A 21,260-nucleotide genomic window follows, 5' to 3' on the forward strand; every position below is an offset into this window, starting at 1 on the left:
CGGTCATGTTTCAATTGTTGGTATTTGATGGGGACGATGTCATTGTGGATACAGAAAATCTTATACTTCTCTTTGCCCTAAAATATCATAATAGACTGATAAGTTTTGAATCTGTAAATTTGATACTAAAATAATGAAAAGTTGATGTTAAAGCATTATGAGTGTTATAATATAGTTGTGTAAGCGGTTTCTAAAATAGATAATATTTATAAAAATAAGGAGGAAATATAATGTCAGTATTTTATGTTCCATCAGTTAATCTTATTGGTTGTGGTGTGATTAATGAAATAGGTGGTCATATCAAAGAGTTGGGGTATAAGAAAGCTCTCTTGGTGACAGACCATTATATTGCAAGCAGTGACATTTTACCTAAGGTAACTGCACCACTTGATAAGGAAGGCATTGAGTATGTCGTTTTTAGTGATGTTGAGCCGAATCCAACTGTTAAAAATGTTGAAGATGGTTTAGCTGTTTTGCGAGATAATAATTGTGATTTTATTATTTCACTTGGTGGTGGTTCGCCGCAAGATGCTGCAAGTAGTATTTCAATTCTTGCAACGAATGGTGGGCGTCCGCAAGATTACGAAGGTGTTCACAAATCAAAGGAAAAAGGCTTGCCGGTTGTAGCAATCAATACGACAGCAGGAACATCAGCTGAAATCACGATTAACTATGTTATTACTGATGAAGAGCGTAAAGTGAAAATGGTTATGGTTGATAAGAATAGCCTTGCACTCCTGTCAGTAAATGATCCGGAATTGATGATTTCTAAACCAAAAGCTTTGACGGCTGCAACGGGTATGGATGCCCTTACACATGCGGTTGAAGCTTTGGTAACACCAGGTGCGTATAATGTGACGAAAAAATTGTCTATTGGTGCAATTGAGTTAATTAAAGAATTTTTACCACGTGCTGTTGAAAATGGCCATGACATTGAAGCACGCGAAGCCATGGTTAATGCGATTTTCCTAGGTGGTATGGCCTTTAATAATGCTGGGCTAGGTTATGTACATTCTATGGCTCATCAACTTGGAGCAGTTTACAATCTTCCTCACGGTGTTTGTTGTGCCATGCTTTTACCGGTTGTAGAGCGTGAAAATGCAAAACGTGTGCCAGAAGCATTCCGAAATGTTGCAAAAGCTCTTGGTCTCCATACGGAAGGCAAAAGTGATAAAGAATGCGCTGATTATGCCATTTCTGAAATTGAAAAATTATCAGCAATTGTGGGTATTCCGAAAGAATTGACAGAACTGGACATTAAAGAAGAGGAATTTGATTTTGAATACCTTTCTAAAAATGCACTCGTTGATGCTTGTGCACCAGGAAATCCATTTATGCCGACGCTAGAAGAAACGATTGCTCTTTACAAAGAATTGTTTTAAGCACTGATTTGTCATAAAAATAAGCTACCGATGAAATTTTCGGTAGCTTATTTACGTTTTCAATTTTTATGCTTGCCCAATATGTCCCCTACCTCTGGTTCGTTCGTAAAATAAAATTGGCAAATATTGACTGATAATCTTTTGTGAGAAGTCGCGTGGCATAAAATATTATAAAACACTTCAACGGACTTTTTAAAAAGAAATTTAGACGGACGCCAGGACAATATCGCAAAGAACACCAGCACTGAGAAACTTTTAAACTTTTATTCAAAAGCGACTCTGGCTGATACTCCTGAAAAAAGTGTTCCCCCTTGCTAATTCTATTATAAGGTCTCCATTCTGGAAAATTCTTGGGGGAAAGCTTGTGACGATATGGTAGATAGCACTCGCAGAGATGTAGTCTTTTTGCATGCCTCAGAGGCAATTTGATATGATTATAATATCATGTCAATATAATTTATTCTCTGAAACTACTTTCAAGATTTAAGAGAAAAGTAATTGTTATTAGAAATTAGAACCAAAATCTCAGATATTGTTGAAAGCGCTTCGAAAAATGGTTATAATAACACCGTGAGATTGAAAGCGCTTTAAAAACTGATCTACAATAGCAAAGGAGAAAGCTGTCTATGGCACAAATGACAAAAGACGAGCTGATTGCCAAAATAAAAGATGGCATCATTGTTTCCTGTCAAGCCTTGCCACACGAACCGCTATATACTGAAGCAGGTGGAGTTATTCCCCTTTTGGTAAAAGCGGCTGAACAAGGAGGAGCTGTTGGCATTCGAGCTAATAGTGTTCGGGATATTAAGGAAATTAAAGAGGTTACTTCGCTGCCAATCATCGGCATTATCAAGCGAGATTATCCACCTCAAGAGCCATTTATTACCGCAACGATGCGAGAAATTGATGAACTAGCAGCTCTGGATATTGAAGTAATTGCTTTTGATTGTACAAAGCGGGAGCGTTTTGATGGTTTAAAGATTGCGGATTTCATCAAGCAAGTGAAGGAGAAATATCCTCATCAATTGTTCATGGCAGATGTGAGTACCTTTGAAGAGGGAGCTGCTGCAGCAGAAGCAGGTGTGGACTTTGTAGGGACAACTTTGTCGGGCTACACTTCTTATAGTTTGCAAGGTGAGGGGCCGGATTTTGATCTGATAAAAAATTTATGTGATGCAGGTTTGGATGTTATTGCGGAAGGAAAAATTCATTATCCAAGTGAAGCTAAAACGATTCATGACTTAGGTGTTAGAGGAATTGTAGTAGGTGGTGCCATTACGCGTCCAAAAGAAATTACAGAGCGTTTTGTTGCAGCAGTAAGTGAAAAGTAGGAACAATTTTATCCTAAAAAGGATGACAATAAAAGGAGAAACAATATGAGGATGAAGAAAATACTTTGTTCGTTAGTTGCAGGAGCTGCAATTTTATCTTTGGCAGCATGTGGAAATTCAGGTGGTTCAAACAAGTCAGCTGATTCAGGAAATTCCTCTGGCAAGACAGAGATTACTTGGTGGGCTTTCCCAGTCTTCACGCAAAAAAAGGCCAGCGATGGTGTTGGTACGTATGAAAAAGAAATTATCAAAGCATTTGAAAAAGCCAATCCAGATATTAAAGTAAAATTAGAAACCATTGACTTCAAATCTGGTCCAGAAAAAATTACAACGGCGATTGAAGCAGGAACAGCACCAGATGTCCTCTTTGACGCACCGGGTCGGATCATTCAATATGGTAAAAATGGTAAATTGGTAGAATTGAACGATCTCTTTACAAATGATTTTGTCAAAGATGTCAATAACAATCAAATCATTCAGGCCAGCAAAGCTGGTGACAAAGCCTATATGTATCCAATTAGCTCTGCGCCATTTTACATGGCATTGAACAAGAAAATGCTGAAAGAAGCTGGTGTGTTAGACCTTGTTAAAGAGGGCTGGACAACTGCTGACTTTGAAAAAGTATTGAAAGCATTGAAAGCTAAAGGGTATACTCCTGGCTCACTCTTCAGTAATGGTCAAGGTGGTGACCAAGGTACACGTGCTTTCATTTCAAATCTTTATGGTGGTTCTGTAACAGATGATAAGGTGACAAAATATACAACGGACAGTCCAAACTTTGTCAAAGGTTTGAACAAAGCAGTGAGCTGGATTAAAGATGGTTTGATGACAAACGGCTCTCAATTCGATGGTGGAGCAGATATTCAAAACTTTGCGAATGGGCAAACTTCTTATACTGTTCTTTGGGCACCTGCGCAAAATGGTATCCAAGCAAAATTGTTGAAGGCAAGTGGCGTTGAAGTTGTTGAAGTACCATTCCCGTCAGACAATGGCAAACCAGCTTTGGAATACCTTGTAAATGGCTTTGGCATCTTTAACAATAAAGATAAAAAGAAAATAGAAGCTGCTAAGAAATTTGTCAAATTTATCGCTGATGATAAGAAATGGGGACCACAAAATGTTGTTCGTACAGGTGCTTTCCCGGTTCGTTCATCATTTGGTAAATTGTACAATGACAAACGGATGGAAACAATCAACACTTGGACAAAATATTATTCACCATATTACAACACGATTGATGGATTTGCAGAAATGAGGACACTCTGGTTCCCAATGTTGCAATCTGTTTCAAATGGCGATGAAAAAGTTGAATCTGCTTTGAAGACCTTTACAGAAAAAGCAAATGAAACCATTAAAAAAAGTAAAAAATAAATAATGTAACGATTTCCCTTTTTCTGTTGTTGGTTTCATAAAATAGGAAAAGGGAATTTTTTATCAAAAAGAGGAGGTCAGTATCTCCTCTAGCTAAATGAGGTGTTGAATGTGAAAGTGAATAAAATAAGAATGAGAGAAACGGTGATTTCCTATGCTTTTTTGGCACCAGTTCTATTATTCTTTATTGTCTTTGTATTGGCACCGATGGTGATGGGATTTGTAACGAGTTTCTTTAATTATTCTATGACATCCTTTTCATTCGTTGGATTGGACAATTACTCACGAATGTTTAAAGATCCAGTCTTTATTAAATCTCTCATTAATACGGTGATTATTGTTATTGGTTCGGTACCAATTGTTGTGTTGTTCTCTTTGTTTGTGGCTTCTCAAACCTATAGTCAGAATGCGATTGCACGGTCATTTTATCGGTTTGTCTTCTTCCTGCCAGTGGTGACAGGGAGTGTAGCTGTAACGGTTGTATGGAAATGGATTTACGACCCACTGTCAGGGATTTTGAATTTCGTCCTGAAGTCGGGTCATGTCATCAATCAGAATATTTCTTGGCTGGGTGATAAGCATTGGGCGTTGATGGCGATTATTGTGATTTTGCTGACAACTTCTGTCGGGCAGCCTATTATTCTCTATATTGCTGCTATGGGAAATATTGACAATTCATTGGTGGAAGCTGCGCGTGTTGATGGAGCGACAGAGCTGCAAGTTTTCTGGAAGATTAAATGGCCAAGTCTTTTGCCAACAACTCTGTATATTGCGATCATTACAACAATCAATTCCTTCCAATGTTTTGCCTTGATTCAGCTGTTGACATCCGGAGGGCCAAACTATTCAACCAGTACATTGATGTATTACCTGTATGAAAAAGCCTTCAAGTTATCTGAATATGGTTATGCTAATACCATGGGAGTATTTTTAGCTGTCATGATTGCTTTGATTAGCTTTGCCCAATTCAAGATTCTTGGAAATGACGTCGAATATTAAAGAAAGGAGAGACAAGATGAAACAGAAAAAAATGAGTGCCTTTACGGTAATGTCAACGATTATTCTCTTGGTGTTGACCGTTCTCTTTGTTTTTCCTTTCTATTGGATTTTAACAGGGGCTTTCAAATCGCAGCCAGATACGATCGTCATTCCACCTCAATGGTGGCCTAAGATGCCAACATTAGAAAATTTCCAACAGCTGATGGTGCAAAACCCGGCCCTGCAATGGATGTGGAATAGTGTGTTTATCTCGCTAGCGACCATGTTTTTGGTCTGCATTACTTCTGCCTTAGCGGGTTATGTTCTGGCTAAAAAACGTTTCTATGGGCAGCGGATTCTTTTTGCAACTTTTATCGCTGCTATGGCTCTGCCTAAACAAGTAGTACTGGTTCCTTTGGTCCGCATTGTCAACTTTATGGGAATTCATGATACACTAGCTGCAGTTATTTTGCCTCTTGTCGGTTGGCCTTTTGGGGTTTTCCTCATGAAGCAATTTAGTGAAAATATCCCAACGGAATTGTTGGAATCTGCTAAGATTGATGGCTGTGGTGAAATTCGGACTTTTTGGAATGTAGCTTTTCCAATTGTAAAACCAGGTTTTGCTGCCCTTGCCATTTTTACCTTTATCAACACATGGAATGATTACTTTATGCAATTGGTCATGCTGACATCGCGGCAGAATCTAACGATTTCACTTGGAGTGGCAACGATGCAAGCTGAAATGGCAACGAATTATGGTTTGATTATGGCTGGTGCTGCTATGGCAGCTGTTCCGATTGTAACCGTCTTTCTTGTCTTCCAAAAATCCTTCACACAAGGTATTACCATGGGAGCTGTGAAAGGATAAGGAGGGAAAACGAATGATTTTCGATGAATTGGAAAATCTCGCCCATTACAAAGGTATCCATAATCATTTAGATTGTGCCATTGATTATCTCCTAACTCACGATTTAAGCAATTATGAATTAGGACGGTATGAGATTAATGGAGACAAAGTTTTCTTCTTTGTGCAGGAAAATGAGCTTAATCAAGAAGAGAATGATGGCTTTGAATTTCATCATCGTTATTTGGATTTGCATTTTCTCTTGGAAGGGCGAGAAATAATCCAGTATGGCTATGAGCAAACGGAACTTCGCAAAGTTTATGATGCAGAGAAAGATATTGGTTTTAACACTTGCAACCAAGTCTATCCGCTAGTTTTGGATCATCGGAATTTTGTGGCGTTTTTACCAGAAGAAGCTCATCACCCAAATGGTTTTGCTGGCAAGGGGTTGACGGTCAAGAAATGCGTGGTAAAAGTGCTATTTGACTAACTAGAAAAATAAAGGAGATTGAGCATGGAGAACAAAAGCTCTCAGTTAGTGAAATCTATTTTTAATACGGATAATTTATTCATGAGAATTTGTGAAAAAATTCTTGATTTAGTGACAGTCAATCTTCTTTTTCTGCTGTCTTGTCTACCACTTGTTACGATTGGTATTGCCAAAATTAGCTTGTATGAAACTTTGTTTGAAATCAAGGGTGCACGTCGTGTAAAAGTCACAGCAACGTATGTACAAGCATTTAGGAAAAATTGGAAGGTCGGTTTCAAACTTGGTTTGCTAGAACTCAGCATTGTAGGTATCAGTCTATTTGACCTCCTGCTTTTTTGGAAGCATGAAACAATGCCATTTCAAATGTTAAAAGCAACCTGTATCGGCGTCATCATTTTTGCTAGTTTGCTATTTTTATGTGTCTATCCTTTGGCAGCTAAGTTTGAAATGACGGTAAAAGATCTATTACAAACGGGACTGATCATGGTAAGTTTGCATTTCCCGTGGTTCTTTTTGATAATAGCCTTATTAGCTACAATCATCTTTTTCCTCTCTAGTTCAGGATTTGTGTTGCTGCTAGGCTTTACTCTTTTTGTATTAGTCGGCTTTGCAGCCTTAGGATTTTTGCAATTGCCTATCATGGAGAACATTTTTAATAAATATAAATGATAAAATCAATCAAATTGGAGAATAAACTATGAAAGATTTAAAAAAATACGAAGGGGTCATTCCGGCCTTTTATGCCTGCTATGATGACCAAGGTGAGATTAGCCCGGAGCGCGTGCGGGCGTTAGTAGAATATTTCCTCAAAAAAGGAGTTCATGGCTTGTATGTCAATGGCTCGTCTGGTGAATGTATCTACCAAAGCGTTGCCGATAGAAAATTGATTTTGGAAGAAGTCATGGCGGTGGCAAAAGGGAAATTAACGATTATTGCCCATGTCGCTTGCAACAATACCAAGGATAGTGTGGAGTTGGCGCGCCATGCAGAGAGTTTGGGAGTGGATGCTATTGCGGCTATTCCGCCGATTTACTTCCGCTTGCCAGAATACTCGGTTGCCCAATATTGGAACGACATTAGCGCAGCTGCGTCACAAACAGACTTCGTGATTTACAATATTCCGCAGTTGGCAGGTGTAGCTCTGACGCCGAGTCTCTATGCAGAAATGCTCAAAAATGGACGCGTGATTGGTGTGAAGAACTCTTCCATGCCTGTCCAAGACATTCAAACATTTGCCGCACTTGGCGGGGAAGACCATCTCGTTTTTAATGGTCCAGATGAGCAGTTCTTAGGTGGTCGTCTGATGGGAGCGAGAGCAGGTATCGGCGGAACGTATGGCGCAATGCCAGAACTTTTCTTGAAGCTCAATCAATTGATTGCTGACAAAGAATTGGAAAAAGCAAAAGAACTGCAATTTACCATTAATGCTATCATCGGGAAATTAACAGCTGCTCATGGGAATATGTATTCTGTCATCAAGGAAGTCTTGAAAATCAATGAAAATCTAAACATTGGTTCTGTTCGTGCTCCGTTAACACCAGTGACAGACACAGATCATCCGATTGTAGAAGAAGCAGCTCGCTTGATTCGTGTAGCTAAGGAAACGTTCTTGTCATAGAAAAAGAGGTGGATTATGGGGAAATATATTGCCATTGATATTGGTGGAACAAATATCAAATATGGTCTGATAGATGATACTGATACCTTGCTGGAAGCGCACGAAATCCCAACAGAGGCTCATAAGGGCGGTCCAGAAATTTTGCGCAAGGTAAAGGGAATTGTAGCACGTTATTTAGAACAAATTCCAGTTGCTGGGGTTTGTATCTCCTCGGCTGGAATGGTCGATCCAGATAAAGGAGAAATCTTTTATGCTGGTCCTCAGATTCCGAACTATGCAGGTACTCAGTTCAAGAAAGTGTTGGAAGAAGCATTTTCCATTCCTTGTGAAATTGAAAATGATGTCAATTGTGCTGGTCTGTCGGAAGTCATGTCAGGCAGCGGCAAGGGAGCGAGTATTGCGATTTGTTTGACGATTGGAACAGGGATTGGTGGTTGTTTGCTGGTGGACGGTCAGGTTTTCCACGGTTTTAGTAATTCGGCCTGTGAAGTCGGCTATGTGTATCTGCCAGACGGTGCTTTCCAAGATGTGGCTTCAACGACTGCCTTGGTCAATTATGTAGCAGAGCTTCACGGAGAAGATCCGACTATGTGGAATGGACGCCGCGTTTTCAAAGAAGCAACAGAAGGAAATGCACGTTGTATCCAAGGAATCGACCGCATGGTCAATTATTTGGGGCAAGGGATTGCGAATATTTGCTATGTGGTCAATCCCGAAGTCGTGATCTTAGGTGGCGGCATTATGGGTCAAGAAGCCATTCTCCGTCCTCGAATTGAGGCTGCTATGAAAGCCTGTTTGGTGCCAAGTATTGCTGAAAAAACCAAGCTCGCTTTCGCTCATCATCAAAATGCTGCGGGGATGTTTGGAGCTTATTATCACTTTAAAAATAAACATCATTAACGAAAAGCCTTCTATAATGAAAACGAGCAAATCCTTAGTGAGGAGATGCTCATTTTTGTTTGGTGCCTTATTTGTGTCGTCTGTAATAGCCATTTAATTTTTGATTTTCCCAAAAACTGTTGAAGATTTTTTCTTTTCTTTCTCGGTCAATTTCTAGGAAAAAGGCATAAAGGAGGTCGATCATAAGTAGCATAGGAAATTGTGCTGAGATGCGTAAGATATACTCCGGCTTGTTTTGAGTAGCAACGGTGATGATTTCAGTAAAGTTTTCTTTGACTTTGTTGGGGTGTCCTGTTACTAACACCGTTTTAGCGCCCATTGCTTGAGCGTCGATGAGACTGTTGATGATAGATTGCGTTCCTCCGGACAAAGAAAATCCAATAACCAAGCAATTTTCATCTAGGATACTGGTTGTCCAAGCAAAGCCGTCTTGATCTGTCAACGCTTCGCAGACAACACCAAGCCGCATGAAGCGCAGTTTCATATCGCGTGCGACAAGACCAGAGCTTCCAGTTCCAAAGAAATAGACGCGGTCAGCTGCTTCGATAAGATTGGCAACGCGTAGCAATTTGTCTTCATCAACCAATTCCTCAGTTTGTTGACGGATTTGAGCATAGTTTCGCAGCACTCTACGAGATAAGTCATTTTGCAAATGTTCAGTTTGCTCTGATTTGTCTTGCAACTGGTGAATATATTGAAAATTAAACTCTCTGTAGCCTTTAAATCCGCATTTCTTCGCAAAGCGTGTCAAGGCTGCTTGAGAAATGTAGAGAGTTTGCGCAACTTTTTGAGAAGAGAGATCGTCATAGATACTAGAAGGGCTCAAAAAGTAGTTGGCAATCCGCTTTTCTAAGTCAGTCATGCTATCAAAATGGCTTTCAATCCTCGCCATGATATGCTGCGTATTTTCCATAGATGTACTCTCTTTACTTGTAATGATATAGAACAAATGTTTTGAAAAACCTATTTGTATTATAACATAGTTTTACAAAATAGGACGCTAGGTAGCTTGATAAATAGCATAGGGTGAAATGATTTCAATTAAGCGAAGAAAACCAATAAAACTTTGTGACGAATGGTTTGAAAATGTGTTATAATTTACACAAGTAAACGTTACAGCCATTGTATGATACAAAGGAGGTGCAAGACATGACGAACGCTACTTTTGAGCAAATGCAGGAAATCGAGCAAGCGGCAGATGAAGTGTTGGCGAGCTATAAAAGTCAAATTCAGGAATTGCGAGAGCAAGCTAGCAGCAATCTGAAACAGCTAGAGAAAGTCTATGATGAAGAAAAGCAACAATTGCTTGTTGAGTTAAAAGAACAATCTGAAAAAGAGATTGCCAACTTGACACAAGACTTAGAAAAAACGAGACAAGAGAACGAAGAAAAAGCCCAAGCAGCTTTGTCAAATAAAAAAGAGGTACTGCTGCAAATGATTGTGGACAGGGTGGTAGAAAAATATGGCCATTAGTCACATGCAAGAGTTGTCGTTGCTATTGCCAAAAGATTTGTTGGATGATGTCCTTTCTTATTTGCAAAATCTCCAGTCAGTTGAGATTCAGGATTTGCAGGCAAAAGAGACTTGGCAGGGAGCTTTTGAGCAAGAGTTGGTGTGGAATCCTGATAAGTCTTTCTCGGAACATCTTCAAACTTTGACTCGGCGGCAGGAAAAACTTGCCAATATGATTGAACGTTTGCAGGCGTTTGTGCCCAAGAAAAAATTACTGGAGTCGTTGAAGGAAGTGCCTTTGGAAATAACGTTTGTGGATTTAGAGCAAGCGGGGCAGGCGCGTGATGAAGAAGCTCTTCTTGTCAATATTCAGCAACAATTTCAAGCGTTGGCAAGGGCGCAGGAAGTAAAAGAGATGGCTCAGTCGGAGATGGCAGAGCTAGAAAAATGGGCGAGTTTAGCCGTTACGCCGTCAGCACTTAAGCATTTTAAACACCTTCGTGCGTTTGTGGGAAGCATTCCAAGCAGTGAGAACAATCAGCTAAATGCTCGATTACGGGACTATCCTAATCTGGAAGTCCAAGAGATTTTCACCAGTACCACAGAAAGTGGAATTCTTGTGCTATGTAAAGCAGAAACAGCTAAGGAAATGCAAGCATTCTTGACAGAGCTTGGTTTCAAACCTTTTGAATATGCTTTTGAAGAATTACCAAAAGAGCGTTTGACATCGTTAAAAGAAACGATAAAGGAGCAAGAAACGGTTATCAGCTCAACGCAAACGCAGCTTGCAGCTTCCAGTAAGGAACTGCAACAGCTCAAGCTTCAGTTGGATTATGTATTGAATTTAACTTCTCGTCAAGAAATCAAGGAAGCTCTTGCTAGTACACAGAATTTGGTTGCCTTAGAGGGCTGGATTGAGCAGGAGCAGATAGAAGATTTAAGAATGGGACTCACGCAGCAATTTGGTGGTGCTGTCTTGCTTCAAATCCATGAAATGACGGCAGCTGATCGACAGCGCGTGCCGACAAAACTCAAAAACAATGCGCTGATTGAGCCGTTTGAGTTGGTAACGGAAATGTATTCGCTGCCGAAGTACGAAGACAAAGATCCAACACCCGTTGTGTCGTTGTTTTATTTTATCTTTTTTGGTATGATGGCAGCTGATATTGGTTATGGTTTGTTGCTCTTTGGTGGAACAAGTTGGGCTTTGAAGGCTCTACATATCAAGTCAAATCTGGCTAAGAATTTACGCTTTTTTAGAATTTTAGGAGTCGGTGTTGCACTCTGGGGAGTCATCTACGGTTCATTCTTTGGTTTCAAATTGCCTTTTGCGATTGTTGATACCAGTACGGATGTGATCACCATTCTGATTATGTCGGTCGTGATTGGGTTTATTACAGTCATGACAGGGCTTTATCTCAGTGGTGCAAAGAACATTCGCATGAAAGACTATGCGGAAGCCTATAATTCAGGTTTTGCTTGGATGCTGATTCTCGTCGGGCTGGCTTTATTAGCAGCGGGCCGATTATTCCCATCGCTTGCTATTGCTGGTTTGATTGGACAATGGCTTGCTATTATAAATGCTGTGGGTATTGTACTCGTTTCTATTATCAGCGCTAAGAGTTTGAAAGGATTGGGGCCTGCATTGTTTAATTTATACAATATCAGCAGTTATGTGGGCGATTTGGTGAGTTTCACGAGACTTATGGCTTTGGGTCTTGCAGGTGCGAGTATTGGTTCAGCCTTTAACTTAATTGTTAGTCTCTTTCCTCCTTTTGCTCGCTTCAGTATTGGTATTGTCCTATTTATCGCCCTTCACAGTATCAATATGTTCCTCTCCTTTTTATCAGGCTATGTACATGGAGCACGTTTAATTTTTGTTGAATTTTTTGGAAAATTCTACGATGGTGGTGGAAAAGCCTTTAAACCTTTGAAACCAGCAGGGAAATATGTTCGCTACAAAAAGTAGTTCAGCGAAATTGTTTTAATTGCTCAGACAGAATTTTATACCATTGACAATTAGAACAATCAAACAAATAGTATTTACTATTAGAAATGGAGTTTATTTATGCAAGCTTTTTCATCTTATTTTTCAACTTATGGCGGTGCCTTTTTCGCAGCACTAGGTGTGGTTCTGGCGATTTTTCTTAGTGGTATTGGTTCTGCGCGGAATGTCGGCTCGACCGGTCAGGCTGCAGCAGCATTGTTAAAAGAACAGCCTGAGAAATTTGTTAGCGCTTTGATTTTGCAGTTGTTGCCAGGTACGCAAGGTTTGTATGGTTTTGTTATTGGAATTTTAATTTTCTTTAAAGTTCAACCCGAAATGGCTCTCCAAACAGGCTTGGCACTCTTTTTTGCCGCACTTCCAATCGGAATTGTTGGTTATTATTCTGCTAAATATCAAGGAAATGTAGCGACAGCAGGCATGCAGATTTTGGCGAAACGTCCTGAAGACGTGATGAAAGGAGTAATCCTTGCTGCCATGGTCGAAACCTATGCTATCCTTGCATTTGTTGTGTCTCTTTTAATGGTTTTGAATGTGAAATGAAAATGAGACAGTTTTTAGGGTCTTGAACCATCTGATTTCATAGAAGGAGGCAGATATGGGATTTGAATCTCAATTGAGGGATTCGGTTTTAGAGCAGGCGCATGAAAATGGGCGACAGTTAGTAGCTAATGCCCAAGAAACCCTTGATCGCGAAACTAAAGAACAAAAAGCACGGCTGAAACAAGAAAAAATGCAACAACGTGAGCAAGAAGTAAAAGTGCTAAAACGTCAAGTACAGCGTGAAGTGCAGCAACTTGAAAATGAAAAACGTCAATCTACTTTGGTGACCAAGCAACGGATTTTGAAAGAATTATTTGCAGGAGCTTATGAGCAGATGGCGGCTTGGTCGCTCAAACAGGAACAGGCTTTTTTGGAGCAGATCTTAAAAAAGTATCCTCAAGAAGAGCTGGTTTTGACAGTTGGCTCACGGACATTGGTTAAATATTCGGCTGGACAATTGGAACGATTATTAGAGCACTATCCGCACGTAAGATTGGCTTCCTCTCCTGTGAATGGAGAAGCAGGTTTTCTCCTTTCGCGAGGCAATATTGACGATAATTACCTCTATCGCAATTTAGTAGATTCTTTGTGGCAGGAGGAGAGTTATCAGCTTGCTCAGACGATTTTCCAAGATGAAGCAGACTAAGGAGGCGTTCTATGAATGAAAAGACCTTCGCTCAAGTGAATACAGAAATTAGCATTCATGAGAGTAGCTTTTTAAGCTTAGCGCAATACGAGCAGTTGTTGCGGACTTTCACTTCTGAAAGTCGGTCAGCAGCTTTGGAAGGAACGGTTTATAATCTGGATTATGAGCAACTAACAGACTTAAATGCGATTGAGAGGTTTCTCATGAAACATTTGTTTGCAGAGTATACTTGGGCTTTTGAAGTTAGTCCAGAATCTGCTTTGGTGGAGTTTTTTACGCTCAAATATACCTATCACAATCTTAAGGTGTTGCTTAAGCACAAGGCGACAGGTTTGAATTTAAAGCATCTGTTGATTTCTGTTGGACCTTATCCTTTAGATATTTTGGAGCATTTGGTTGCAACCTTTTCTGCTGAACATTGTCCTAAATTTATGGCGGATGAAGTGGCGGCGACTTGGGCGGAATATCAAGATTATCAAGATGTACGCGTTCTGGAAATTGGAATGGATCTGGCTTATTTCAAGCACTTAAAAAGCTTGGAGTCTGCATTTGAAGATGAGCGGCTCAAGCAATTGGTACAGTTGACGATTGATTTTTATAATGCAGTAACGGTGCAGCGAGCGATTCGGCACCAAAAACCGCACAGTTTCATGACACAGTTGTTATCAGATGAAGGCTCTTTGACGAGTGTAGAGTGGATTGAGTTGGCTGAAAAAGGCGATCTTGCTGGCTGGTTTTCCAAAGTTAATCCATTGGAATTTGACGCAGAACTGAGCACTTATGAAGAAAAAATGCGTTCGGGTAAGTTGACAAATCTTGAACTGGAATATTTGGCAGACTTGGTTCAGTTTAAACTCTTAGAGCAAGGACGATTTGAAACAAGTGGTCCGCTTCTGCTGGTTCGTTATTTATTTGGAAAAGAGTTGGAAGTGAAGAATCTTCGACTTATTTTGACTGGTTTGACGAACCAGCTTCCAGTAGAGATCATCAAAGAAAGGATGAGACCGATTTATGGCCAGTAAAACTTATAAAATTGGTGTGGTGGGGAACCGCGATGCCATTCTGCCTTTTCGCCTGATTGGTTTTCAGACTTTTCCAGTCACCGAAGTGACCGATGTGGTGAATACTTTACGACGACTGAGCCGAGAAGATTTTGCTATTATTTATTTGACAGAAGACATGGCTGCTGAAATCCCTGAAACGCTGGCTTACTATGATAAGCAAGTGTTGCCAGCGATTATCTTAATCCCGACTCATAAAGGAGTAACAGGATTAGGACAGAGACGTATTCGTAAGAACGTAGAAAAAGCAGTTGGACAGGATATATTGTGAGGTTTTTATGAAAATAAATGAATTAGGCCAGCCCATTGGAGATGCCCTGCCGAATTTCAAGCCGGGAGATTTGCCCAATCTGGAGCGACTAGAAGGACAATATGTTATCGTTGAATGCCTGTCCAAGGACAAACATGGGGCGGATTTGTATGAAGTCTATGGTCCGGATTCTCCTGCTGATATGTGGACGTATCTCTTTCAAAATCCTGTTCAAAGTCAGGATGAGTGGTCGGCCTTGCTAGATCAGATGCTGGCAGCTCCAGATCGTTTTTACTATGCCATTGTGGACAAGGAGAGTGGCAAGGCGCTGGGAACTTTCGCTTTAATGAGGATTGACCGAGGCAACCGTGTCATTGAGGTGGGGTCTGTGACCTATTCGCCCAAGTTAAAACGAACCAGACAAGGGACTGAAGCCCAATATTTGCTGGCGCGCTATGTCTTTGAAGAGATGGAGTATCGCCGCTACGAATGGAAATGCGATGCACTCAATCAGCCTTCAAGGCGCGCAGCAGAAAGGCTTGGTTTTACCTACGAAGGCAGGTTTCGTCAGGCAGTTGTTTATAAAGGCCGGAACCGAGATACTGACTGGCTAGCCATGATTGACAAGGACTGGTCAGCGGTCAAAACTCGTTTAGAAAAATGGCTAAGCCCAGATAATTTCGATGAAAATGGGCAACAAATAAAAGCCTTATCTGATTTTTAAAATAAGAAGTATCAATTTTTGCTGTAGAGATAGCTAAGAAAGATTTCAAGATCACGGCAAGGATAGAAAATAAGCAAAAATCTCCCAAAGAATGGAGGAAGATTGTGAGTCAAGGAAAGATTATAAAAGTTTCGGGTCCTTTGGTAGTTGCCTCTGGGATGCAGGAAGCGAATATTCAGGATATTTGTCGTGTGGGCAATTTGGGCTTGATTGGGGAAATCATTGAGATGCGTCAAGATGAGGCTTCTATTCAGGTATACGAAGAAACCTCTGGTCTTGGGCCAGGAGAACCAGTAGAAACAACAGGGAGTCCGTTATCGGTTGAGTTGGGACCGGGGCTGATTTCGCAAATGTTTGACGGAATTCAGCGGCCTTTGGCACGCTTTCAAGCGGTGACGCAGAGTGATTTTCTGGTGCGCGGAGTGCAGCTGCCTCATCTGAATCGTGAGACCAAGTGGAACTTTGTGCCTTGTCTGGAGATTGGAGCAGAGGTGACCGCTGGAGATATTCTGGGTACGGTTCAAGAAACCGAGCTGGTAGTCCACCGCATTCTAGTGCCAATTGGTGTCAGTGGTCGTGTGACCAAGATAGAAGCAGGGAGTTATACTGTCGATCAGCCTGTCTATGAGATTGAGCAGGCAGATGGATCTATCTTTGTTGGCAGTCTTATGCAGAAATGGCCGGTTCGCCGAGGTCGCCCATTTGCTCAAAAGCTGATTCCAGAGGAGCCTTTGGTGACGGGCCAGCGAGTGATTGATACCTTTTTCCCCGTGACCAAGGGCGGTGCGGCTGCTGTTCCAGGTCCTTTTGGAGCAGGCAAGACCGTTGTTCAGCACCAGGTCGCTAAATTTGCCAATGTGGATATCGTTATCTACGTGGGCTGTGGCGAGCGAGGCAATGAAATGACCGATGTACTGAATGAATTTCCAGAGTTGATTGATCCAGCAACTGGTCAGTCTATCATGCAGCGAACTGTTCTGATTGCTAACACGTCCAATATGCCAGTTGCGGCGCGTGAGGCTTCTATTTATACAGGAATTACGATTGCTGAATACTTCCGAGATATGGGGTATTCTGTCGCTATTATGGCAGATTCAACATCTCGTTGGGCAGAAGCACTTCGTGAAATGTCCGGGCGTTTGGAAGAAATGCCAGGTGACGAAGGCTATCCAGCCTATCTGGGCAGCCGAATTGCTGAATATTACGAACGAGCTGGTCGGGTTAAAACCTTAGGGAGTGACGAGCGTGAGGGAAGCATTACCGCAATCGGCGCTGTCTCCCCTCCGGGTGGAGATATTTCTGAGCCAGTCACGCAAAACACTCTGCGGATTGTCAAAGTTTTCTGGGGCTTGGACGCTCAGTTGGCACAACGTCGCCATTTCCCTGCGATTAACTGGCTTAGCTCTTACTCGCTTTATCTAGACGAGGTGGGTCAATATATCGATCAGCATGAGCAGTTGGCTTGGTCGGAAAAAGTGACCAAGGCGATGAATATTCTCCAAAAAGAGAGTGAGCTACAGGAAATTGTGCGGCTGGTTGGTCTGGATTCTCTGTCTGAAAGGGATCGTCTCACCATGAATACAGCAAAGATGATTCGTGAGGATTACCTGCAGCAGAATGCTTTTGATGAGGTTGATACCTACACTTCCTTTAAAAAGCAAGTGGCTCTGCTCACTAATATCCTAATATTTGATGAGGAAGCCAATCGTGCCTTGAATTTAGGTGCTTACTTTACTGAAGTCATGAATGGTACTGTGGAGCTACGCGATCGGATTGCCCGCTCTAAATTTATCCCAGAGGATCAGTTGGAAGCAATTCGCAGTTTGGATACCGCTATTCGAGAAAAACTGCATGATATTCTTGCCCAAGGAGGAGCAATCAATGAACGTGATTAAAGAATACCGTACCGTCAGTGAAGTTGTCGGTCCCTTGATGATTGTGGAGCAAGTCGAAGGTGTACATTTTAATGAGCTGGTGGAAATCCAGCTCCATGACGGAACCAAGCGTCAGGGACAGGTCTTGGAAGTGCAGGAAGACAAGGCGATGGTGCAGCTATTTGAAGGCTCCAGCGGTATCAATCTAGAAAAAGCCAAGGTTCGTTTTACCGGCAGACCGCTTGAATTGCCAGTGTCAGAAGATATGGTAGGACGAATTTTCAACGGTATGGGCAAGCCTATTGACGGTGGACCAGATATTTTGCCGGAAAAATACTTGGATATTGACGGTCAAGCCATCAATCCAGTCGCACGAGATTATCCCGATGAGTTTATCCAGACTGGGATTTCAGCCATTGATCACCTCAATACCTTAGTTCGAGGACAAAAATTGCCAGTTTTCTCTGGTTCAGGTCTGCCTCACAAGGAATTGGCTGCCCAGATTGCTCGTCAAGCTACGGTGCTCAATTCAGAAGAAAATTTTGCAGTAGTCTTTGCGGCTATGGGGATTACCTTTGAAGAAGCCGAGTTTTTCATGAATGACTTGCGAGAAACGGGAGCTATTGACCGCTCTATCCTCTTTATCAATCTAGCCAATGATCCTGCTATTGAGCGGATTGCGACACCGCGGATTGCCCTGACTGCTGCTGAATATTTGGCTTATGAAAAAGACATGCATGTTCTCGTCATCATGACAGATATGACCAACTACTGCGAGGCCTTGCGCGAAGTATCCGCAGCTCGTCGAGAAGTGCCGGGACGTCGAGGTTATCCGGGCTATCTCTATACCAATCTTTCCACCCTTTATGAACGGGCGGGGCGCTTGGTGGGAAAGAAAGGATCGGTGACGCAGATTCCTATCCTCACCATGCCTGAGGATGACATCACTCACCCCATTCCTGATTTGACAGGCTACATCACCGAAGGCCAGATTATCCTGTCGCGTGACCTTTACAACAGCGGTTATCGTCCACCGATTAACGTATTGCCGTCTCTTTCGCGCCTCAAAGACAAGGGGTCTGGCGAAGGAAAGACTCGGGGAGACCATGCAGCAACCATGAATCAGCTCTTTGCGGCTTATGCACAAGGCAAACAAGCCAAAGAATTAGCGGTTGTACTGGGAGAATCCGCACTATCTGACACCGACAAGCTCTATGTTCAATTTACCGAGCGATTTGAAAAAGAATATATCAATCAAGGTTTTTATACCAATCGGACGATTGAAGAAAGTTTGGATTTAGGCTGGGAATTGTTGTCTATTTTGCCACGGACGGAGCTTAAGCGGATCAAGGACGACATGATTGATCAATATTTACCAGAAAGTAAACAGCAAGCCTAAGGAGGTGATCTGAATGGCTCGTTTAAATGTCAAACCAACCCGAATGGAGCTGAACAACCTGAAAGAGCGCCTGAGAACAGCTACTCGCGGTCATAAACTTCTCAAGGATAAGCGAGATGAACTGATGCGTCGTTTCATTGAAGCTGTTCGCGAAAACAACCGCCTTCGCCAAAAAGTTGAAACAGCTCTGGTTGGTCACATGCAGGATTTTGTATTGGCGAAAACCTTGGAAAGTGACCTCATGGTAGAAGAGATTTTTGCTGTCCCTATGCGAGAAGTCAACCTCCATATCGAACAGGAGAATATCATGAGTGTGCAGGTGCCAAAAATGCATGCTCATATTGATAATCCTTATGGTGATGATGAGGGAGATGTGGTTTATAGCTATGTGGCTTCTAACAGCCAGATGGATGAGACGATTGAGGATATGGGCAACTTATTGCCCGACCTCCTGCACTTAGCAGAGATTGAAAAGAGCTGCCAGCTGATGGCAGATGAGATTGAAAAGACCCGCCGTCGGGTCAATGGCTTAGAGTATGCAACCATTCCAGATCTCACAGAAACCATTCATTATATCGAAATGAAGCTAGAAGAAGCCGAGCGCGCTAGTCTAGTGAGAGTAATGAAGGTGAAATAAAAACAAAACGGATGGTGGATTCTATGAACTCACGTCCGTTTGTTTTTTTGAGGTAGCTATATAAACAATAAAAATCTCCAACTCCACTCTCTCACATTTCCCATAAAATGCGGGAATTTTCTGATAAATCATGTTATAATAAAACAGACTACACGAAAAGGACAGAAACTCATGACTTTAGTTTATCAATCAACGCGTGACGCAAACAATACGGTGACAGCCAGTCAGGCTATTTTGCAGGGGTTAGCAACGGACGGTGGTCTCTTTACGCCAATTTCTTATCCGCAACTAGAGCTGGATTTTACTAAACTCAAAGATGCTTCCTATCAGGAAGTTGCAAAATTGATTTTATCTGCTTTTTTAGATGACTTTACAGATCAAGAGCTGGATGACTGCATTAACAATGCCTATGACAGCAAATTTGACACACCAGAGATTGCTCCCTTGGTGAAACTGAACGGGCAATACAATTTGGAACTTTTCCATGGTTCTACGATTGCTTTCAAGGATATGGCCTTGTCTATCCTCCCACATTTGATGACGACGGCAGCGAAAAAGCATGGTTTGAAAAATAAAATTGTCATTTTGACGGCGACTTCTGGTGATACCGGAAAAGCAGCTATGGCAGGCTTTGCCGATGTGCCAGGAACGGAAATCATCGTCTTTTACCCTAAAGACGGTGTCAGCAAGGTTCAGGAGCTGCAAATGACCACTCAGACGGGGGACAATACTCATGTGGTGGCTATTGAGGGCAATTTTGATGACGCCCAGACCAATGTCAAAAGCATGTTTAATGATGCGGCTCTTCGGGAACGTTTAGCTACACATCAGTTGCAATTTTCTTCTGCCAACTCTATGAATATCGGGCGTTTGGTGCCACAGATTGTTTACTATGTTTATGCCTATGCACAATTGGTTAAAACCGGTCAGATTCAGGCAGGCGAAGCAGTTAATTTTGCTGTTCCAACTGGAAACTTCGGCAATATCTTAGCAGCCTATTATGCTAAACAAATCGGTCTTCCGGTGGGCAAGTTGATTTGTGCTTCCAATGAAAACAATGTTTTGACCGATTTCTTTAAGACGCAGGTCTATGATAAAAAGCGTAGCTTTAAGGTAACGTCTAGTCCGTCTATGGATATTTTAGTTTCTTCAAACTTAGAGCGTTTAATTTTTCACCTGTTAGGAAATAGTGCAGAAAAGACAGCGGATTTGATGAAGTCTCTCAATCAGCATGGTCAGTATGAGTTGACTGATTTTGATCCAGCTATTTTAGAACTCTTTGCGGCAGAATATGCCACCGAAGTTGAGACAGCAGCTGAAATCAAACGAGTTCATGAGGCGTCTGATTACATTGAAGATCCGCACACAGCGGTCGCTTCAGCTGTTTATCAAAAATACCGGACAGCTACAGGTGATGAGACTACGACTGTTATTGCTTCAACCGCCAGTCCTTACAAATTCCCAGTTGTGGCAGTCGAAGCTGTGACTGGGCAGACAGGTCTGAGTGATTTTGAAGCATTGGCTAAGTTACATGAGCTTTCCGGTGTGGCAGTTCCGCCAGCGGTGGATGGCTTAGAAAACGCACAAGTCCGCCATAAAACGACTGTCGCTGCTGACCAAATGCAGGCAGCAGTAGAAAGCTATTTAGGACTTTAATAATCTAATAAATTTTTGTAACAAACACTCAGTTGGCTACCAGCTGAGTGTTTTCAGATTGCAACAGGGTGTAAACAAAATATTGCCAGCAAAGTGCAG

Annotated in this window: 21 protein-coding genes; 20 read left to right on the plus strand and 1 reads right to left on the minus strand. The window is 41.8% G+C overall.

What is annotated here, in order from left to right; all coding sequences use genetic code 11:
• The first annotated feature begins 230 nt into the window (after positions 1 to 230).
• From EHW89_RS00425 to EHW89_RS00465, 9 genes are all read left to right on the plus strand, one after another.
• The gene (locus EHW89_RS00425; RefSeq protein ID WP_126466375.1) at positions 231 to 1,382 is read left to right on the plus strand and encodes an iron-containing alcohol dehydrogenase; all 1,152 of its coding nucleotides are present in this window, start codon (positions 231 to 233) and stop codon (positions 1,380 to 1,382) included.
• A 626-nt stretch (positions 1,383 to 2,008) separates the two neighbouring features.
• Positions 2,009 to 2,713, plus strand: coding sequence for an N-acetylmannosamine-6-phosphate 2-epimerase (locus EHW89_RS00430; protein ID WP_126466376.1), 705 nt, complete (start codon positions 2,009 to 2,011; stop codon positions 2,711 to 2,713).
• A gap of 45 nt (positions 2,714 to 2,758) precedes the next feature.
• Positions 2,759 to 4,084: an ABC transporter substrate-binding protein gene (locus tag EHW89_RS00435; protein WP_126466377.1), complete on the plus strand. Its 1,326-nt coding sequence runs from the start codon at positions 2,759 to 2,761 to the stop codon at positions 4,082 to 4,084.
• Between the two features lie 111 nt (positions 4,085 to 4,195).
• Positions 4,196 to 5,083, plus strand: coding sequence for a carbohydrate ABC transporter permease (locus EHW89_RS00440; RefSeq protein ID WP_003074939.1), 888 nt, complete (start codon positions 4,196 to 4,198; stop codon positions 5,081 to 5,083).
• A 16-nt stretch (positions 5,084 to 5,099) separates the two neighbouring features.
• Complete coding sequence (locus EHW89_RS00445) at positions 5,100 to 5,930, plus strand: carbohydrate ABC transporter permease (protein WP_003071171.1); 831 nt, start codon at positions 5,100 to 5,102, stop codon at positions 5,928 to 5,930.
• A 13-nt stretch (positions 5,931 to 5,943) separates the two neighbouring features.
• Positions 5,944 to 6,396, plus strand: coding sequence for a YhcH/YjgK/YiaL family protein (locus EHW89_RS00450; RefSeq protein WP_037596361.1), 453 nt, complete (start codon positions 5,944 to 5,946; stop codon positions 6,394 to 6,396).
• A gap of 24 nt (positions 6,397 to 6,420) precedes the next feature.
• A complete protein-coding gene (locus EHW89_RS00455) occupies positions 6,421 to 7,065 on the plus strand; it encodes a DUF624 domain-containing protein (protein WP_126466378.1) in 645 nt (214 codons plus the stop codon).
• 28 nt (positions 7,066 to 7,093) lie between these two features.
• A complete protein-coding gene (locus EHW89_RS00460; protein WP_126466379.1) occupies positions 7,094 to 8,014 on the plus strand; it encodes a dihydrodipicolinate synthase family protein in 921 nt (306 codons plus the stop codon).
• A gap of 15 nt (positions 8,015 to 8,029) precedes the next feature.
• The gene (locus EHW89_RS00465) at positions 8,030 to 8,914 is read left to right on the plus strand and encodes an ROK family protein (RefSeq protein WP_106382603.1); all 885 of its coding nucleotides are present in this window, start codon (positions 8,030 to 8,032) and stop codon (positions 8,912 to 8,914) included.
• A gap of 67 nt (positions 8,915 to 8,981) precedes the next feature.
• Here EHW89_RS00465 and EHW89_RS00470 read toward each other — a convergent pair whose 3' ends face one another.
• Positions 8,982 to 9,827 carry a MurR/RpiR family transcriptional regulator gene (locus tag EHW89_RS00470; RefSeq protein WP_126466380.1) on the minus strand — a complete coding sequence of 282 codons (846 nt, stop codon included), beginning with the start codon at positions 9,825 to 9,827 and terminating at the stop codon, positions 8,982 to 8,984.
• A 236-nt stretch (positions 9,828 to 10,063) separates the two neighbouring features.
• On the opposite strand from EHW89_RS00470, the gene EHW89_RS00475 reads away from it, so the two are divergent.
• The 11 genes from EHW89_RS00475 to thrC all read left to right on the plus strand — a co-directional run bounded on the left by EHW89_RS00475 (position 10,064) and on the right by thrC (position 21,161).
• The gene (locus EHW89_RS00475; RefSeq protein WP_003032005.1) at positions 10,064 to 10,387 is read left to right on the plus strand and encodes a hypothetical protein; all 324 of its coding nucleotides are present in this window, start codon (positions 10,064 to 10,066) and stop codon (positions 10,385 to 10,387) included.
• Positions 10,377 to 12,335 (plus strand): V-type ATP synthase subunit I, encoded by a 1,959-nt coding sequence (locus EHW89_RS00480; RefSeq protein ID WP_126466381.1) that lies wholly within the window; start codon positions 10,377 to 10,379, stop codon positions 12,333 to 12,335. The genes EHW89_RS00475 and EHW89_RS00480 overlap by 11 nt, the downstream gene beginning before the upstream one ends.
• A 99-nt stretch (positions 12,336 to 12,434) precedes the next feature.
• On the plus strand, positions 12,435 to 12,914 hold the full coding sequence (locus EHW89_RS00485) for a V-type ATP synthase subunit K (protein ID WP_003071156.1): 480 nt from the start codon (positions 12,435 to 12,437) through the stop codon (positions 12,912 to 12,914).
• Positions 12,915 to 12,969: 55 nt separating this feature from the next.
• Entirely contained in the window at positions 12,970 to 13,560 is a 591-nt protein-coding gene (locus EHW89_RS00490) for a hypothetical protein (protein WP_126466382.1), read from the plus strand.
• 11 nt (positions 13,561 to 13,571) lie between these two features.
• On the plus strand, positions 13,572 to 14,582 hold the full coding sequence (locus EHW89_RS00495) for a V-type ATPase subunit (protein WP_126466383.1): 1,011 nt from the start codon (positions 13,572 to 13,574) through the stop codon (positions 14,580 to 14,582).
• Entirely contained in the window at positions 14,572 to 14,892 is a 321-nt protein-coding gene (locus tag EHW89_RS00500) for a V-type ATP synthase subunit F (RefSeq protein WP_126466384.1), read from the plus strand. The genes EHW89_RS00495 and EHW89_RS00500 overlap by 11 nt, the downstream gene beginning before the upstream one ends.
• Before the next feature lie 7 nt (positions 14,893 to 14,899).
• Positions 14,900 to 15,595, plus strand: coding sequence for a GNAT family N-acetyltransferase (locus tag EHW89_RS00505; protein WP_126466385.1), 696 nt, complete (start codon positions 14,900 to 14,902; stop codon positions 15,593 to 15,595).
• 104 nt (positions 15,596 to 15,699) lie between these two features.
• Positions 15,700 to 17,490 carry a V-type ATP synthase subunit A gene (locus EHW89_RS00510; RefSeq protein WP_126466386.1) on the plus strand — a complete coding sequence of 597 codons (1,791 nt, stop codon included), beginning with the start codon at positions 15,700 to 15,702 and terminating at the stop codon, positions 17,488 to 17,490.
• The gene (locus EHW89_RS00515; RefSeq protein ID WP_070670700.1) at positions 17,477 to 18,868 is read left to right on the plus strand and encodes a V-type ATP synthase subunit B; all 1,392 of its coding nucleotides are present in this window, start codon (positions 17,477 to 17,479) and stop codon (positions 18,866 to 18,868) included. The genes EHW89_RS00510 and EHW89_RS00515 overlap by 14 nt, the downstream gene beginning before the upstream one ends.
• A 13-nt stretch (positions 18,869 to 18,881) precedes the next feature.
• A complete protein-coding gene (locus EHW89_RS00520) occupies positions 18,882 to 19,505 on the plus strand; it encodes a V-type ATP synthase subunit D (protein ID WP_084740590.1) in 624 nt (207 codons plus the stop codon).
• A 171-nt stretch (positions 19,506 to 19,676) separates the two neighbouring features.
• A complete protein-coding gene (gene thrC / locus EHW89_RS00525; RefSeq protein WP_126466387.1) occupies positions 19,677 to 21,161 on the plus strand; it encodes a threonine synthase in 1,485 nt (494 codons plus the stop codon).
• Positions 21,162 to 21,260: the final 99 nt, after the last annotated feature.

Source organism: Streptococcus periodonticum, from assembly GCF_003963555.1.
Lineage (GTDB): Bacteria > Bacillota > Bacilli > Lactobacillales > Streptococcaceae > Streptococcus > Streptococcus anginosus.